The organism is Enterobacter sp. PL_is511 (genome assembly GCF_055816065.1).
Genome location: NZ_JBVPGP010000024.1, coordinates 1,606,981 through 1,622,622, shown reverse-complemented (window position 1 = coordinate 1,622,622; position 15,642 = coordinate 1,606,981). Strand labels below are relative to the sequence as shown.

Below are 15,642 nucleotides of genomic sequence, written 5' to 3'. Positions count from 1 at the left end.
TAAATAGCTAAAACGGTTTAACATAGTTTAGCTGAGAGGGTTACATGAAAAAAATCTGGGTACTTGGCGATGCGGTAGTGGATTTGCTGCCCGATGGAGAAGGCAGATTACTGCAGTGTCCCGGCGGCGCACCGGCAAACGTCGCGGTAGGCATTGCCCGGCTGGGCGGCCAGAGCGCCTTTATCGGCAGGGTTGGCGACGATCCTTTTGGGCGTTTTATGTCTAAGACATTAGCCGACGAGCGGGTCGACGTGAAGTATATGCGCCTTGACCCGGCGCACCGCACCTCAACGGTGGTGGTCGTTCTGGATGACCACGGCGAACGCTCGTTTACCTTTATGGTGCGCCCGAGCGCCGATCTGTTTCTGGAATCTGCCGATCTGCCGACGTTCAGCGCCGGGGAGTGGCTGCACGTCTGCTCCATCGCCTTAAGCGCCGAGCCGAGCCGTTCTGCGACCTTTCAGGCGATGGCCGCCATCCGGGAGGCGGGCGGTTACGTCAGTTTCGACCCCAATATTCGCCCGGACCTCTGGCAGGATGAGAACGAACTGCGTCGCTGCCTGGAGCAGGCCCTGCAGAGTGCAGACGTGGTGAAACTCTCTGTCGAAGAGCTGGCGTTTTTAACCGGAGATGTGCAGGTAAACGTCGGTCTGGACACGCTGATGGCGCGCTGCCCGGCGCGTCTGGTGCTGGTCACCCAGGGTAAAGAGGGGGTGATCGCCTGGCATGAGGGCACTGTGAAACATTATCCGGCCACCCCCGTTCAGTGTGTCGATACAACCGGCGCGGGCGACGCCTTCGTCGCGGGGCTACTCTACGGCCTGGCCGACGGTCAGACACTGCCTCCGGTTATCGCGCTCGCCCAGCGCTGCGGCGCGCTGGCCACCACGGCCAAAGGGGCGATGACCGCGTTGCCCTGGCAGCACGACCTGTAATTTCTCCTCTCCTGGCCGCCATCCGGCGGCCTGAATTGTCGCCTCGATCACACTTACTAAATCGGTTTAGCAAAAAAGATTGCCGATCCAAAATCCAGAGGTTTAGTATCAGCAACCTAAACCGGTTTAGCAATTTAGCACGTTTAATGACTTCTTTTAGGGATGCGACAAAATGTATAAAAAACGCAGACTTGCCGTGATGATAGGCATGCTGGCCGGAAGTACCTCTGTTTTTGCCCAAACGGATATGACAAGTATCGAAGCGCGTCTTGCCGCAATGGAGCAGCGCCTCCAGGCGGCGGAAACGCGTGCGCAGGTGGCTGAGAAGCGCGCCACCGATGCAGAACAAAAAACGCAGCAGCTGGTTGCCGCCCAGCAGCAGGCGCAAACGACGACCCAGGAGGTGGCGCAGCGCACCACCGCGCTGGAGAAGAAGGCGGATCAGACCGGCGGGTTTGAGTTCCACGGCTATGCCCGTTCTGGCCTGCTGATGAACGATGCGGCTTCCAGCAGCAAAAGCGGCCCTTATCTGACCCCGGCCGGTGAAACCGGCGGTGCGGTAGGGCGTCTGGGTAACGAAGCCGATACCTACGTGGAGCTGAATCTGGAGCACAAGCAAACCCTGGACAACGGGGCGACCACGCGCTTTAAAGCGATGCTGGCCGACGGTCAGAGAACCTATAACGACTGGTCAGCCGATACCAGCGATCTCAATATTCGCCAGGCTTTCGCGGAGCTGGGTAACCTGCCTGATTTTACCGGCGCGCTGAAGGGCAGCACCTTCTGGGCGGGTAAACGCTTCGACCGCGACAACTTTGACATTCACTGGCTGGATTCCGACGTGGTGTTCCTCGCCGGTACCGGCGGCGGCGTCTACGACGTGAAATGGAACGATTCGCTGCGCAGCAACTTCTCCATTTATGGCCGCAACTTCGGCAGCGTGGAGCAGACCGACAACAACGTTCAGAACTATATCCTCAGCATGAACCACTTCGCCGGCCCGTTCCAGCTGATGGTGAGCGGCCTGCGGGCGAAAGATAACGACGACCGTAAAGATACCAATGGCGATCTCATCAAAACGGATGCCGCCAATACCGGCGTTCATGCCCTGGTGGGTTTGCATAATGACAGCTTCTACGGCCTGCGCGAAGGGACCGCCAAAACGGCGCTGCTTTATGGACACGGGCTGGGTGCGGAGGTGAAAAGCATCGGCTCCGACGGCGCGCTGCTGTCTGAGGCGGATACCTGGCGCTTCGCAAGTTACGGTGTCACGCCGATCGGCGGTGGCTGGAGCGTTGCGCCAGCCGTACTGGCACAGAGCAGTAAAGATCGCTACGTCAAGGGCGATAGCTATGAGTGGGTAACGCTCAACACTCGCCTGATTAAAGAGGTGACGCAGAACTTCGCGCTGGCGTTTGAGGGAAGCTATCAGTACATGGATTTAAATCCTGAAGGTTATAAGGACCGCAACGCCGTGAACGGCAGTTTCTACAAGCTGACCTTTGCGCCAACGTTAAAAGCGAGCAAAATCGGCGATTTCTTCAGCCGTCCGGAGCTGCGCCTGTTTGCCACCTGGATGGACTGGAGCAGCAAACTGGATCATTACGCCAGCGATGATGCCTTTGGCAGCAGCGGCTTCAACGCCGGCGGGGAATGGAACTTTGGGGTCCAGATGGAAACCTGGTTTTAACCCATCACGCTCCCGCCTGGCGGGAGCGTTTCGCACATCATAAAAAAGAAGTCAGGCAGAGGTATCTATGGATTTTAATCAAATCGCCCGCGAGCTTATTCCACTGCTCGGTGGCAAGGAAAATATCGCCAGCGCGGCGCACTGCGCAACGCGTCTTCGTCTGGTGCTGGTCGATGACGCGCTGGCGGATCAGCAGGCTATCGGCAAGGTCGACGGCGTGAAAGGCTGCTTCCGTAACGCCGGGCAGATGCAGGTGATTTTTGGCACGGGCGTGGTTAACAAGGTGTACGCCGCGTTTATTCAGGCGGCGGGGATCAGCGAATCCAGCAAATCGGAAGCCGCGGACCTGGCGGCGCGCAAGCTCAACCCGTTCCAGCGCATTGCCCGTCTGCTCTCCAACATCTTTGTGCCGATCATTCCCGCGATTGTGGCGTCCGGTCTGCTGATGGGTCTGCTCGGCATGGTGAAAACCTACGGCTGGGTCAATGCGGATAACGCCATCTACATCATGCTGGACATGTGCAGCTCGGCGGCGTTTATCATTCTGCCTATTCTGATTGGCTTTACCGCCGCGCGCGAATTTGGCGGTAACCCGTACCTCGGCGCGACGCTGGGCGGGATTCTGACCCACCCGGCGCTGACCAACGCCTGGGGCGTGGCCTCTGGCTTCCACACCATGAACTTCTTCGGCCTTGAGATCGCGATGATTGGCTATCAGGGTACGGTATTCCCGGTGCTGCTGGCCGTCTGGTTTATGAGCATCGTGGAGAAAAACCTGCGTCGCGCGATCCCGGATGCGTTAGACCTGATCCTGACGCCGTTCCTCACCGTCGTTATCTCCGGATTTATCGCCTTGCTGATTATCGGTCCGGCGGGGCGCGCCTTAGGGGATGGCATCTCCTTCGTTCTGAGCACGCTGATCGCCCACGCGGGCTGGCTGGCCGGGCTGCTGTTCGGCGGGCTTTACTCGGTGATTGTGATCACCGGTATTCACCACAGTTTCCACGCGATTGAAGCCGGGCTGCTGGGTAACCCGTCGATTGGCGTTAACTTCCTGCTGCCTATCTGGGCCATGGCGAACGTGGCGCAGGGCGGCGCCTGTCTGGCAGTGTGGTTCAAAACCAAAGATGCCAAAATCAAAGCCATTACCTTACCGTCGGCGTTTTCTGCGATGCTGGGCATCACCGAAGCGGCCATTTTTGGTATCAACCTGCGCTTCGTTAAGCCGTTTATCGCCGCGTTGATTGGCGGCGCGGTGGGCGGAGCCTGGGTAGTCTCGGTTCATGTCTACATGACCGCCGTTGGGTTGACCGCCATTCCGGGTATGGCCATCGTGCAGGCCAGCTCGCTGCTCAACTATATTATTGGCATGGTGATTGCCTTCGGCGTGGCGTTTACCGTCTCACTGCTGCTGAAATATAAAACGGACTCTGAATAATGACGTTGCCTTCCCGCTGGCCTGCGATCCTGCAGGCCGTTATGAAAGGTCAGCCACGGGCGCTGGCGGATAGCCACTATCCGCAGTGGCACCCCGCGCCGGTGACGGGGCTGATGAACGACCCGAACGGGTTTATCTGGTTTGCCGGCCGCTACCATCTGTTCTATCAGTGGAACCCGCTGGACTGCGAGCATCGCTTTAAGTGCTGGGGGCACTGGAGCTCTGCGGACCTGGTGCACTGGCGGCATGAGCCGCTGGCGCTGATGCCTGACGAAGCGTATGACCGCAACGGCTGCTACTCCGGTAGCGCCGTGGATAACCAGGGTGTTCTGACCCTGTGCTACACCGGAAACGTTAAGTTCGATGACGGCAGCCGCACGGCCTGGCAGTGCCTGGCCGTGGAACAGCCGGACGGAACTTTTACGAAGCTGGGGCCGGTGCTGGCGCTGCCGGAAGGTTACACCGGCCACGTGCGCGACCCGAAGGTGTGGCAACACGACGGGGAGTGGTACATGGTGCTCGGCGCGCAGGATGTGCAAAAGCGCGGCAAGGTGCTGCTGTTTAAATCAGCCGATTTGCACGCCTGGACGTCCTGTGGGGAGATCGCCGGTCACGGGGTCAACGGCCTGACGGAGGCGGGGTATATGTGGGAGTGCCCGGACCTGTTTGCCCTCGACGGCACGCACGTCCTGATCTGCTGCCCGCAGGGGCTGGCACGCGAGCCGCATCGCTATCTCAACACCTATCCGGCCACCTGGATGAGCGGGGCGTTTGACTATGCCAGCGCCGCATTCGATCACGGCGCTCTGCACGAGCTGGACGCGGGGTTTGAGTTTTACGCGCCGCAAACGGCGCTGGCGGAAGATGGACGCCGCATTCTGATCGGCTGGATGGGCGTACCGGACGGGGAAGAGATGCTTCAGCCAACCCGGGCGCACGGCTGGATGCACCAGATGACCTGCCCGCGCGAATTACGCTATCGCGACGGCAGGCTCTGGCAGACCCCGGCGCGCGAGCTGGCGGCGCTGCGTGAAGATGAGCAGCGCTGGCAGGGGCACGCCAGCGACGCGCCAAACCTGGACGCGACGCGCCTGGAGTTTGAGCTGGGCGCATCGCAGGTGAATGTCGATTTTGGCGGTGCGCTGCGTCTCACGCTCGATGAGCAGGGTATACGCCTGGAACGCGCGAGCCTGAAAACCGGTGAAACGCTGACCCGCTACTGGCAGGGCGACGTCCGTCATTTACGCGTTCTGTGCGACCGTTCCAGCGTTGAAATTTTCATCAATCACGGTGAAGGGGTGATGAGCAGCCGCTATTTTCCTGACCATCCGACCCGGGTGCGATTCGAAGGTGCGTCCGATATCACATTACGCTACTGGTCGCTGCGCGCCTGCATGATAGAATGAGGGTTTTGGCAGCCGGATCTAAGTCGTTGTGAGAAAAACAAAACGCGTCACCATTAAAGACATCGCGGAGCTGGCGGGTGTGTCAAAAGCCACCGCCAGCCTGGTCCTGAACGGGCGCAGCAAAGAGCTTCGCGTGGCGGAAGAGACGCGCGAGCGCGTGCTGGCGATTGCAAAAGAGCACCACTATCAGCCCAGCATTCATGCCCGGTCGCTGCGGGATAACCGCAGCCACACCATTGGTCTGGTGGTCCCGGAGATCACCAACTACGGTTTTGCCGTTTTTTCTCATGAGCTGGAAACGCTGTGCCGCGAGGCGGGCGTTCAGCTGCTGATCTCCTGCAGCGATGAAAACCCGGGGCAGGAGACGGTGGTGGTGAACAACATGGTGGCGCGTCAGGTGGACGGGCTGATTGTGGCCTCCAGCATGCTTAACGATGCGGACTACCACAAGCTGAGCGAGCAGCTGCCCGTTGTCCTGTTTGACCGCCACATCAACGACAGCGCGCTGCCGCTGGTGATCACCGATTCCATTACCCCGACGACCGAACTGGTGGCGGACATTGCGCGCCAGCATCCTGATGAGTTCTACTTTCTCGGCGGCCAGCCCCGCCTGTCGCCCACACGCGACCGTCTGGAAGGGTTTAAGCAAGGGCTGCGTGAGGCCGGTGTGGAACTGCGCCCCGAGTGGATCATTCACGGCAACTATCACCCGAGCTCCGGGTACGAGATGTTTGCTGAACTCTGCGCACGCCTGGGGCGTCCGCCGAAAGCGCTCTTCGCCGCCGCCTGCGGGCTGCTGGAAGGGGTGCTGCGCTATATGGGCCAGCATAACCTGCTGCAGAGCGATATCAGGTTAGCCAGTTTTGACGATCACTATCTCTACGATTCGCTGACGATCCCGGTGGATACCATCCGCCAGGATAACCGCCAGCTGGCGTGGCACTGCTTTGATTTGATTAGCAAATTGATCGAGGGAGAGACCCCGGAACCGTTGCAACGCAAGCTGGCTGCCACCCTGCAGCGGCGCTATAAGTGAGCAATATAGCCCGGACCGATACATCAATAACTTTAATTAATTTAAGTTTTGGAAGCGCCGATAACCATAAGGAATAATTCTCCTTGAGGTATTGGTTTATGTCGTTGAAAAAGTCATCCCTGATTGTCCTGTTCTCACTGCTTTTCTTCTTTGTTGTCAGCACCGTAACCAGCGTTGGCCTCATCATTAAAAGTAATAATTCGCTGGATAACGTCAACAAAGAGATCCAGGTTGTGCTGTCCATTATTGACCCGATCAACCATAGCCGTACGCTGCGCGTGCGGGTGATGGAGTATGTGAAGATGGTGGAAGCGGGCAACGCGGCGGACGGCGCTGCAAAGCTTACCGCCGTGAAAGAGGCGCTGACCAAAGCGGATCACGCCTTTGCGGCCTTTATGGCGTCGCCGCGCCTGAGCGATGAAGCGCCGCTGGTCACTGCCTATCAGGATGCCTGGCAAAACTACCGCAATCAGGGGCTGGCGCCGCTGATCGATGCCGCCGAGGCGCACGATGTCGCCAAATTTAACGCGCTGATCCCGGAAGTCTCCCGCCTCGACCGCCAGTACGAGATCGTTCTCGACCAGGTCCTTTCCGTCCACCAGAAATACGCCAAAAGCCTGAACGAAGATGCGAGCAGTAACTTCGTCTCTGGTCTGGCGATCATTGCCGCTATCGCCAGCCTGTTTGTGGTGGTGATTGTCGCCGTCAGCCTGCTGATGAAGCGCTTTGTTTTTGCGCCGGTCAACCTGGCGCGCGAGCACTGCAGCCAGATTGCGGCAGGCAAGCTGGACATTCCGGTGCCGGTGAAGGGGAGTACAGGCAACGAAATCGACCATCTGATGGGCTCGATGGAGCAGATGCGTCAGGCGCTGCTGGCGACCATCGCCCAGGTGCGCGATGCGAGCCATACCGTAACGCACGCAGCCCAGGAGATTGCCTCCGGTAATATCGACCTGGCGTCACGCACCGAGCAGCAGGCTTCGGCGTTAACCCAGACGGCGGCCAGCATGGAAGAGCTGAGCGCGACGGTGGCGAACAATACCGATAACGTGTATCAGGCCGGGAAGCTGGTGCAGGACGCTGTGAAAAATGCCCACACCGGTGAAGCGGTGACCCGTGAAGTGATCGACACGATGAATACCATCGCGGCGAACTCGAAGCGCATTGAAGACATTACCAGCGTGATTAACAGCATCGCCTTCCAGACCAACATCCTGGCGCTGAACGCGGCGGTTGAAGCGGCGCGCGCCGGTACGCAGGGCCGCGGCTTTGCGGTCGTGGCCAGTGAAGTCCGCACCCTGGCGCAGAAAAGCGCGGTGGCGGCCAAGGACATCGAAAGCCTGATCGCGCAGTCGGTATCCAGCGTGAAAAACGGTGCGGAGCTGGTGAGCCGCTCCGGCGAGGTGATTGACTCGATTATTTCATCGGTGAATAAAGTAAATACGCTGATGGAGCAGATCTCCGTCGCCTCCGAAGAGCAGAGCCGCGGGATCAGCCAGGTCGGGCAAGCGGTGACCGAGATGGACGGCGTGACGCAGCAGAATGCCGCGCTGGTGCAGCAGTCCGCCGCGGCAGCGGCCTCGCTGGAAGAGCAGGCGCAGCAGCTATCGCGGAGTATTTCGAGTTTTAGTTTGCCGGTGCAGGCTTGATGGTATGAAGGAGGCTCCTGGGGGGAGCCTTTTTTGTATCTGGTGTAACCCTTTCTGTATAATTCAGGACGTCTCTACAGGCAGCACGAATCTACTAGTAATTATCGCCAGGGAAAATTATGTTAATTATTTTTAGTGGGCTACCCGGCAGTGGTAAAAGCACTGTTGCAAAAATCGTTACTCAAAGGCTGGGGGCTGTTTATCTGCGGGTTGATACCGTTGAGCAGGCCATTCGGTCGGTCTCTGAACCTGGTCAAAAAATTGGACCGGAGGGATATTTTGCCCTCTATGGTTTAGCGAGTGAGAACCTTAAGCTGGGCTCCACCGTTGTGACCGATTCCGTTAATGATATTAACCTTGTGCGAGATGCTTTCCGCAATATTGCTCTGTCGTTGAATGTCCCTTTCCTGGAAGTTGAAATTGTCTGCTCAGACGAAAAAGAACATCGTTATCGCGTAGAGAACAGAGTCTCTGATATCCCAGGACTCACGCCTCCTGACTGGGGACAGGTAAAAAACCGTGAGTACGAACCCTGGGAGAGAGAACATCTCATATTGGACACTGCTGTGTTATCAGCGGCAGAGTGTGCAGATAAAATCCTGGAAATAAGGCATAAGATTGCGCTTAACTGGTCTTAAACGATGGACAAGCGCCTGCAATGGCTTAACTACTTTGAGGATTCGCCTGAATTCAGCATAATTGGCTTCAGGAAATAAAAAGCTTCGTTTTTTACCGGCAACGTAAACCGCAGCGCAATCAGAAATCGGAACCGCGCATTGGAAGAATTAATTCTCAACATGAATTGAGGGGCAACATCGAAAATGGGAAAGCGCAAGAGTGCTCTGATTTATGTCCTGACCGTAATTATATTTTTGCTTATTATCCCTGAGATCATTCTGCGTGTATGCACGTCCGAGCAACTTGGCCGTATCAGCGACTTCACTAGTTTAGGTGGCTTGTTAAATCCACTATTATCCTTGCTCATCTTCCTGGCATTGCTTTCAATCATACTGGCCGTCATTGCTATCGCATTGGTTAAGCGAATTCTTCATACGCGGTGATTTGCCTGCAAGCGACTCATAGTATCCGCCAGCCGTTACCGCTATGAGTCCAAATTCTGCAGCACAAAAATTTTATTCACCCCAGCAATATTTCACTCCCTCATCCGTCTACCTCATCACACGCCATAATCAGTTACTGCAAACGAGGTAAACACCATGAGAGATTTTGATATGCACGGCAGAGGTCATGGACGCGGATTTGGTCGCCACCGTATGGGCAAGGGGTTAGTCATCGGCGCGGTGATTTTCATCGTGCTCGGCCTGCTGGTGATGACCCTTTGGAACGCCTTACTCCCGGCCATCCTCGGCGTTAAGGCCATCGGATTCTGGCAGGCGCTGGGCATTCTGGTGCTGAGCCGCATTCTGTTTGGCGGGTTAGGTTTCCGCCCCGGGATGTTTGGCGCGCACCGCCGGATGCACGAACGCTGGATGAACATGACGCCCGAGCAGCGCGAGGCGTTTATTCAGCAGCGCCGCGAAGGGTTCGGTCGCCACGGCCGCGGCCACTGCGGCTGGCATGGTCATCGTGACGAAAAACGCGATGACGCCACGCCAAAAGCGCCGGACGCAGAGTGAGCGAGATGAAAGCCGGGGAGGCGGGCGGATCCATGCTGATGTCGGCGCTCAACGCCTGTCGCGCCCGGCTGAAAGCCTTCATTCGCGGACGGACGTCCGTTCGCGATGATGCCGACGACATTTTGCAGGAAGTGACGTATCAGCTGATGAAAGTGGAGCAGCCGGTCGAAAACGTCGCCGCCTGGCTGTTCCGCGCGGCGCGTAACGAGATGACCGACCGGGCGCGTAAAAAGCGCGAGGTGTCGCTCTCCGGCTATTTTACGGGCGAAGATGACGACGGTTTTCCGGAAGACGAGCTGGCCGAAACCCTGTTTGGCGTACCGCACACGCCGGAGGAGGAGTACCTCAAAACGCTGCTGTGGGAAGAGCTGGGGCAGGCGCTGTCTGAACTGCCGTCGCCGCAGCGCGAGGTGTTTGAGAAGACCGAGCTCCACGGCTACAGCATTAAAATGCTGGCAGAGGAGACCGGCGCCAGCGAACAGGCGCTGTTATCCCGCAAGCACAAGGCGGTGCTGTTTCTGCGCACGCGGCTGCGGGACGTCTATGACGCGCTGACGGGCGAATAGCGGCGACAGACAAAACCTTACACTTCCGGCACTTGTAGATTCATCACTATCGTTTATGATCGGGGCGTCTTGTCACTCTGGAATGTTATGCGCAACCGTCAGCTCCTCGGAAAATGGCTTTTGATTATCACCTGTCTCGCGATGGCGCTTTGCCTCGTGCAGCGTGCGGTGATGCTAAACCATTTTTTACAGGGACTGGATCCGCAGATTTCGCTGAGTGCAGATGCCCCGGCTCAAACCAGCAGCACTGAACAACCCGGCCCGTCGCCGTGTCAGCTCGGCGCACACTCGCTGCTTTGCGCGCAGCCGCTGTTCTTCGACGGCGCGCTGCCGGCCATTGTTATCTTCTTCGCGCTGCTGCAGCTGTTGACGCAAGGGCGGGCATTGGCTCCCGTGGAACAGCCCGTTCAGGCACCTCCTCCCCGAATACACCTTAAAAACTGCGTTTTCCGTGAATGAAAAACATCGTCACCACACGATAATTTTTCACTGTTCACGGAGTACAACATGGTTAACCTCTTCAGGGGATTCGTCTTCCTGTGGCTGTCCTGCATCGGCATTGTCCATGCGGCGGACACCGGCTGGCTGGTCTCCCCACAAAACGATCACGCCCGCATCCGCTTTCAGGCGGAGAGGGAACAAACGCATGTTAAAGGCCTGCTCACCGTTGAGCTAAAGCCCGGCTGGAAAACCTACTGGCGATCGCCGGGCGAGGGCGGCGTCGCGCCAAAAATCAGCTGGCCGGAAGGCGTAACGGACAGCTGGTCCTGGCCGGTGCCGTCGCGCTTCGATATCTCCGGCATGACCACGCAGGGCTATCACGATAAGGTGACGATCCCGATTACGCTCGATGGAGCGAAGGGCGACACGCTCGACGGGACGCTGACGCTCTCTACGTGCAGCAACGTCTGCCTGCTGACGGACTACCCGCTGCACCTCGATTTTACCCAGCCGGTTGATGAGGGCTTCCGCAGCGCCTTCGGGCAAGCGATGCGCGCCGTGCCGGGCACGTCTGGCGTATCCAAGGATCTCTCTGCCTGGCTCTCTGGCGACAAGCTGGTGATTACCGGCACGACGGACGGGAAGTGGGACAATCCGGGGATCTACTTTGACCCGCTGGAGGGTGACATTCTGCCCGGCGAGCCGGTCATTAAACATGACGGCACTGCACTTCGGGTGACGGTACCCGTGACTGACGAATGGGGCGAAAAACCCGCCTCGCTGGCAGGCAAAAGGCTGTCGTTTGTGCTGACCAACGGCGATCGGGCGCAGCAAACCACCATGACCGTTGGGACAACGCCCGAAGAGACCTCCGTACCGGACAGCACGGGAAAAATGGTGCTCTTTGCGCTGCTGGGCGGGCTGATCCTGAACCTGATGCCCTGCGTGCTGCCGGTGATGGGCATGAAGCTTAACAGCATCCTGCTGGCGGGATCGGACAGCCGCGCCATCCGGCTGCGCTTTCTGGCCACCAGCGCCGGGATCCTCACCTCCTTTATGCTGCTGGCCGGGATGGTCACCGCGCTGAAGCTGGCCGGGGCGTCGCTGGGGTGGGGCATCCAGTTCCAGAACCCGTGGTTTATCGGCCTGATGGTCGCCGTGACCTTCCTGTTTGCGCTGAACCTGTTTGGGACGTTTGAAATGCTTCTCCCTTCTTCTGCCGCAGGACGGCTGGCGACGGCAGGGGGATCGGGGATCGGTGGCAGCTTCTGCGAAGGAATGTTCGCCACGCTGCTGGCGACGCCGTGCTCCGCGCCGTTCCTCGGTACGGCGGTTGCCTTTGCCCTTGGTGCGCCGCTGCACGCCCTGTGGCTCATCTTCCTGATGCTCGGCGTGGGCATGAGCCTGCCGTGGCTGTTCGTTGCCCTGGTGCCGAAAACGGCGATGCTGCTGCCAAAACCCGGCCGCTGGATGAACACGCTCAAGGTCATCCTCGGCCTGATGATGCTGGCCTCCAGCCTCTGGCTGGCGACGCTGTTGAGCGTGCATCTGGGCGAGGCGGTCAGCCAGATCGTGATGCTGGCGCTGACTGCCGCTGCGCTGGTGCTGTTCGCGCTGAAGGGGCAAAAATCCTCACCCTTGTTCTGGCTGGTGGTCATCGCGCTGTCGGCGTTCGGCGGGTATCAGCTGCGCGGTCTACTTAACGCGCCGCCTGACGCACCGGCACAAAACGTTGCGCAAACCATCCCGTGGCAGCCGCTCAGTGAAGAGGCCATTGAGCAGGCGCTGGCGCAGGGGAAACGGGTGTTTGTAGATATCTCGGCGGACTGGTGCGTGACGTGTAAGGTGAACGAGCACCGCGTACTCGGTCAGCCGGACGTTATTGCCGCGCTGCGCCAGCCGGACGTGGTAGCCCTGCGCGGAGACTGGAGCCAGCCGTCCGCGTTTATCGCGGATTTTCTGGCGAAGCGAAACCGTTACGCCATTCCGTTTAACGCGGTGTATGGCCCCGGCCTGCCTGAAGGGGAAGTCCTCTCGCCGCTGCTGGACAAGCGCATCCTGGTCATCACCCTGAACAATGCAAAAGGCTAACGTTATGATGAAAAAACTCTTTATTACGCTTCTGCTCCTGCTGGCCCCGCTTCAGGTATTAGCTGGCCAGCCGCTGACGCCGGACCAGGAGCAGCGCGCGCAGAAGATGATCGCTGATTTCCTGTTTAACGATCCGAACTCACCGCGCATCGGCGCGAAAAACCCAAAGCTCACCCTGGTGGTGTTTACCGACTACAACTGCCCGTACTGTAAAAAATTCGACCCGTACCTGGAGAAGATTGTCGAAAAACACCCGGACGTGGCGGTGGTCTTTAAGTTTTTACCTTTCCGCTCGGAAAGTTCGCTGACCGCCGCGCGAGACGCCTTAACGCTCTGGCGAAAAGATCCCGGGCAGTTTATGAAGCTGAACCACACTCTGATGGCGAAAAAGGGGTACCACGATGACGCCAGCATTCAGGAGGCGCAAAAGCGGGCGGGCGTGAGCGTGACGACGCCGGACGAGGAGAGCTTTCTGACGATCAGGCGCAGCCTCATTGTGGCGGAAAAAATGGGGATCCAGGGCACGCCTGCCACGCTTATCGGCGAGGGGCTGCTGCCCGGCTGGGTGCCGTACGAACAGTTCGACGAAATGGTCAGTGAAGCACTGAAAAACCGCTAACCTGAAGGGGGCGTGATGCCCCCGACAAACCGGAGAGGGAAATGAAAAAATTACTGTTACTTTCGGCGCTGGCGACGTCAGGGCTGGTACAGGCGGCTGAAGCCATACCGGATGTGGTGAAGCACTTCAGCGAGCAGCAGAACATCAAAATCATCAAGAAGCTGGATGAGCCTGGCGGCGCACCGGCCTGGCTGGGGCAGTATCAGGATATGGGCGTGACGCTCTTTCTTACGCCGGACGGCAAGCACGTGATCTCGGGATATCTTTATGATGACAAAGGGAAGAACCTCAGCGAAGGCTATTTCCAGAAAGAGATCTACGCCCCAATGGGACGCGAAATGTGGAAGAACCTCAACGCGGCGCATCCCCTGAAGGAAGGGGCGGATAACGCCCCGCGTAAGGTCTTTGTCTTTGCCGATCCGTTCTGTCCGTACTGCAAGCAGTTCTGGGCCGAAGCGCAGCCGTGGGTGAAGGCGGGCAAGGTTCAGCTCAACACGCTGCTGGTGGCGTTTCTCAACCCCAACAGCGGGCGTAACGCCTCAGCGATTCTGAATGCGAAAGATCCGGTTGCGGCCTGGCGCGAATACGAGCTCTCCGGCGGCAAAAAACTGCCCAAGCCTGAAAGCGAGGCTTCCCGCGAAACGGTTGAGATCTTACAGAAACATCAGGCGCTGATGGACAGCCTGGGCGCTAACGCCACGCCGGCTATTTATTATCTGAATGCGGAAAACGAGCTGCAGCAGGTGGTGGGGATGCCGGATGCGCAGCAGCTCGAGGCGATGTTCGGGCCGAAACCGTAAAAAAATACAGGCAGAAACGGGCGTTTCTGCCTGGTAATCACTTAGCTACCCCAGCGTCCACGGAGGTAGTTTACCGCCTGCTGGGTCTGCGGCTGGTTCAGGTAATCTTCCCGGAACAGAATAGTGCCGTTGACGTTGGGCAGCGAATCGTTGAGATCGAGCTGCTTTTTCAGCTCCGGCACGCCGCCCTGAACCGTCCAGTCTGGCTCGTTTCTCGACGGTTCGCCCACTTTATAGAACGCAATGCCGATATACAGGCGCGTGTGGGTCGGCTTCACGACGTCGGCCCACCATTTGGTCAGCACGTCGTAGCGCGCGGCATCCCGGGAGAAGGGCCAGTAAATCTGCGGCGCGATGTAGTCCAGCAGGCCCTGCTGCACCCACTGACGCGTATCGGCGAAGGATTCATCGTAGGCCGCGGCGCCGCGTGTGTCGGAGCCTGCCGGGTCAAAGGAACGGTTACGCCACACGCCCGCCGGGCTGACGCCAAACTCAACGTCGGGCTTGGTCTGTTTAATCGCGCGGGAGACCTGGACGATCAGCTGCTGCGTGTTGTGTCTTCGCCAGTCGGCCTTTGAGGCAAATCCCTGGCCGTACTGCCGCCAGGTCTGTGCGTCATTGAGCGCGGACCCCGGCGTTTCGGTATAGAAGTAATCGTCAAACTGCACGCCGTCTACCGGGTAGTTCGCCACCACTTCGGTCACCACTTTGGTTATCCAGTCCCGCACCTCGGGAATGCCCGGGTCAAGCACAAAGCGGTCGCCTGAGATGCGCACCCACTCCGGATGCTGAACATAGACGCTGGACGGGGTCTGATAGGCGGTCCGGTTTAGCGCGGCGATGGTGGACGGCTTCGTGTTGGTCGACACGCGATAGGGGTTGAACCAGGCATGGACCTTCATGCCGCGCTTGTGCGCTTCATCGAGCATAAACTGCAGCGGGTCGTATCCCGGATATTCGCCGACGTTGCCCGTCAGCATATCCGACCACGGTAGAATCTTTGATGACCAGAGAGCCGTGCTGTCCGGCTTCACCTGGAAAAACACCGTGTTGATGCCGAGTTGCTTAAGGTTGTCGAGCTTTGCGATCAGCGCCTGCTTTTGCATCGCGATGCGCTGGTCCGCGCTGCGGCCATTCACCGAGGCCACCGGGGGCCAGTCGAGACGCGAGACGGTCGCCAGCCAGATGCCGCGCATCGGCTGGTTTGCCTGCGGCGTCGGTTTGCTGACGGTGGGGAGAGGGGTAACCAGCGATTTCGGTGGTTTTGAGGAGCAGCTCACAAGTAAAAGCGCGCAGGCAGCCAGCGCACCGATCCGTTTTACGTGTCGCGTCAT

The 15,642-nt window shown here is 58.6% G+C and carries 14 protein-coding genes; 13 read left to right on the top strand and 1 reads right to left on the bottom strand.

From position 1 onward, the window contains the following. Positions 1-44 precede the first annotated feature (44 nt). The 13 genes from AC0TN7_RS23335 (at position 45) to dsbG (ending at position 14,308) form a co-directional block, all read left to right on the top strand. A complete protein-coding gene (locus AC0TN7_RS23335; RefSeq protein WP_473702511.1) occupies positions 45-935 on the top strand; it encodes an aminoimidazole riboside kinase in 891 nt (296 codons plus the stop codon). A 172-nt stretch (positions 936-1,107) separates the two neighbouring features. Next, complete coding sequence (locus AC0TN7_RS23330; protein ID WP_024909535.1) at positions 1,108-2,625, top strand: carbohydrate porin; 1,518 nt, start codon at positions 1,108-1,110, stop codon at positions 2,623-2,625. 67 nt (positions 2,626-2,692) lie between these two features. Continuing rightward, positions 2,693-4,063 (top strand): sucrose-specific PTS transporter subunit IIBC, encoded by a 1,371-nt coding sequence (locus AC0TN7_RS23325; protein WP_024909534.1) that lies wholly within the window; start codon positions 2,693-2,695, stop codon positions 4,061-4,063. Next, complete coding sequence (locus AC0TN7_RS23320; RefSeq protein ID WP_463726732.1) at positions 4,063-5,469, top strand: sucrose-6-phosphate hydrolase; 1,407 nt, start codon at positions 4,063-4,065, stop codon at positions 5,467-5,469. The genes AC0TN7_RS23325 and AC0TN7_RS23320 overlap by 1 nt, the downstream gene beginning before the upstream one ends. 28 nt (positions 5,470-5,497) lie before the next feature. Continuing rightward, positions 5,498-6,505, top strand: a complete 1,008-nt coding sequence (locus AC0TN7_RS23315) for a LacI family DNA-binding transcriptional regulator (RefSeq protein ID WP_267216430.1) — start codon at positions 5,498-5,500, stop codon at positions 6,503-6,505. 98 nt (positions 6,506-6,603) lie between these two features. Then, the gene (locus AC0TN7_RS23310) at positions 6,604-8,154 is read left to right on the top strand and encodes a methyl-accepting chemotaxis protein (RefSeq protein WP_024909531.1); all 1,551 of its coding nucleotides are present in this window, start codon (positions 6,604-6,606) and stop codon (positions 8,152-8,154) included. A gap of 119 nt (positions 8,155-8,273) precedes the next feature. Continuing rightward, positions 8,274-8,792, top strand: coding sequence for a P-loop nucleotide/nucleoside kinase family protein (locus AC0TN7_RS23305; protein ID WP_024909530.1), 519 nt, complete (start codon positions 8,274-8,276; stop codon positions 8,790-8,792). Positions 8,793-9,371: 579 nt separating this feature from the next. Further along, positions 9,372-9,791, top strand: coding sequence for a hypothetical protein (locus AC0TN7_RS23300; RefSeq protein ID WP_463726731.1), 420 nt, complete (start codon positions 9,372-9,374; stop codon positions 9,789-9,791). A 5-nt stretch (positions 9,792-9,796) separates the two neighbouring features. Then, complete coding sequence (locus AC0TN7_RS23295; RefSeq protein WP_417927707.1) at positions 9,797-10,357, top strand: RNA polymerase sigma factor; 561 nt, start codon at positions 9,797-9,799, stop codon at positions 10,355-10,357. Positions 10,358-10,444: 87 nt separating this feature from the next. Next, complete coding sequence (locus AC0TN7_RS23290) at positions 10,445-10,816, top strand: hypothetical protein (RefSeq protein ID WP_024909526.1); 372 nt, start codon at positions 10,445-10,447, stop codon at positions 10,814-10,816. Positions 10,817-10,864: 48 nt separating this feature from the next. After that, positions 10,865-12,889, top strand: a complete 2,025-nt coding sequence (locus AC0TN7_RS23285; protein ID WP_473702510.1) for a protein-disulfide reductase DsbD family protein — start codon at positions 10,865-10,867, stop codon at positions 12,887-12,889. A gap of 7 nt (positions 12,890-12,896) precedes the next feature. Continuing rightward, on the top strand, positions 12,897-13,508 hold the full coding sequence (locus tag AC0TN7_RS23280; protein WP_024909524.1) for a DsbA family protein: 612 nt from the start codon (positions 12,897-12,899) through the stop codon (positions 13,506-13,508). Positions 13,509-13,549: 41 nt separating this feature from the next. Beyond that, positions 13,550-14,308, top strand: a complete 759-nt coding sequence (dsbG, locus tag AC0TN7_RS23275) for a thiol:disulfide interchange protein DsbG (protein ID WP_473702509.1) — start codon at positions 13,550-13,552, stop codon at positions 14,306-14,308. 41 nt (positions 14,309-14,349) lie between these two features. On the opposite strand, the gene AC0TN7_RS23270 is transcribed toward dsbG, so the two are convergent. Further along, entirely contained in the window at positions 14,350-15,642 is a 1,293-nt protein-coding gene (locus tag AC0TN7_RS23270) for a glycoside hydrolase family 10-like protein (RefSeq protein WP_463726730.1), read from the bottom strand.

What these genes read in the sequence shown, in the direction of transcription:
- AC0TN7_RS23335 (WP_473702511.1), top strand. Translation starts at nt 45, where the DNA reads ATGAAAAAAATCTGGGTACTTGGCGATGCGGTAGTGGATTTGCTGCCC.
- AC0TN7_RS23330 (WP_024909535.1), top strand. Translation starts at nt 1,108, where the DNA reads ATGTATAAAAAACGCAGACTTGCCGTGATGATAGGCATGCTGGCCGGA.
- AC0TN7_RS23325 (WP_024909534.1), top strand. Translation starts at nt 2,693, where the DNA reads ATGGATTTTAATCAAATCGCCCGCGAGCTTATTCCACTGCTCGGTGGC.
- AC0TN7_RS23320 (WP_463726732.1), top strand. Translation starts at nt 4,063, where the DNA reads ATGACGTTGCCTTCCCGCTGGCCTGCGATCCTGCAGGCCGTTATGAAA.
- AC0TN7_RS23310 (WP_024909531.1), top strand. Translation starts at nt 6,604, where the DNA reads ATGTCGTTGAAAAAGTCATCCCTGATTGTCCTGTTCTCACTGCTTTTC.
- AC0TN7_RS23305 (WP_024909530.1), top strand. Translation starts at nt 8,274, where the DNA reads ATGTTAATTATTTTTAGTGGGCTACCCGGCAGTGGTAAAAGCACTGTT.
- AC0TN7_RS23300 (WP_463726731.1), top strand. Translation starts at nt 9,372, where the DNA reads ATGAGAGATTTTGATATGCACGGCAGAGGTCATGGACGCGGATTTGGT.
- AC0TN7_RS23295 (WP_417927707.1), top strand. Translation starts at nt 9,797, where the DNA reads ATGAAAGCCGGGGAGGCGGGCGGATCCATGCTGATGTCGGCGCTCAAC.
- AC0TN7_RS23290 (WP_024909526.1), top strand. Translation starts at nt 10,445, where the DNA reads ATGCGCAACCGTCAGCTCCTCGGAAAATGGCTTTTGATTATCACCTGT.
- AC0TN7_RS23285 (WP_473702510.1), top strand. Translation starts at nt 10,865, where the DNA reads ATGGTTAACCTCTTCAGGGGATTCGTCTTCCTGTGGCTGTCCTGCATC.
- AC0TN7_RS23280 (WP_024909524.1), top strand. Translation starts at nt 12,897, where the DNA reads ATGAAAAAACTCTTTATTACGCTTCTGCTCCTGCTGGCCCCGCTTCAG.
- dsbG (WP_473702509.1), top strand. Translation starts at nt 13,550, where the DNA reads ATGAAAAAATTACTGTTACTTTCGGCGCTGGCGACGTCAGGGCTGGTA.
- AC0TN7_RS23270 (WP_463726730.1), bottom strand. Translation starts at nt 15,642, where the DNA reads ATGACGCGACACGTAAAACGGATCGGTGCGCTGGCTGCCTGCGCGCTT.